Source organism: Bacillus sp. 05T31, from assembly GCF_056396725.1.
In genome coordinates this window covers 1-645 of the sequence record NZ_JBFTMA010001228.1, presented here as the reverse complement: position 1 = coordinate 645, position 645 = coordinate 1, and the positions used below count along the sequence as shown (strand labels likewise).

1 protein-coding gene is annotated in these 645 nt (G+C 27.1%); it reads left to right on the top strand.

Annotated features, from left to right (window positions below):
* Positions 1-159: 159 nt before the first annotated feature.
* A partial coding sequence (locus AC1DJR_RS32610) for an ABC transporter ATP-binding protein (RefSeq protein ID WP_477004528.1) occupies positions 160-645 on the top strand: 486 nt, incomplete at its 3' end.

Genomic DNA, 645 nt, shown 5'->3' with positions numbered 1-645 from the left:
GATAGAGTCTATGAACTTACTGATAAAAAATTAGAACAACGAGAAATATTTTCTAAATCCAAATTGCAAACATCAGGTAAAGGATAAATAGAATATCTAATAAATCCAGAATTTAATAGATACTTACTTTTATTTCGTAATGAGAAAGTGAGGAACAAAATGAGATTAGCAATTCAAACTAAAAATTTAACAAAGTCTTTTGACAATCAATCCATTGTAAGGAATTTAAACTTATCTGTTCCTGAAGGAAGTTTATATGCTTTTATTGGACCAAATGGTGCAGGGAAAACAACAACAATGCGAATGCTATTAGGATTAATTCCATTAGATAAAGGATCGATATTATTTAATAATAAAGATATCAAAGAATGGAAAGAAGAATTATTTGAAAATGTGGGTTGTTTTATTGATTCACCTACCTACTATCCTAATTTGACAGCATATGAAAATTTAGCCTATGTACAAAAAATGATTAATAAACCTTTAGATGAAATAGATAGAGTATTAAAAACTACAGGAATATATAAAGCAAAAGATAAAAAAGTTAAAGATTTTTCTTTAGGAATGAAACAAAGGCTAGGTATTTCCTTTGCTATTCTTAATGATCCTAAAATACTAATTCTTGATGAGCCGACAAATGGATTA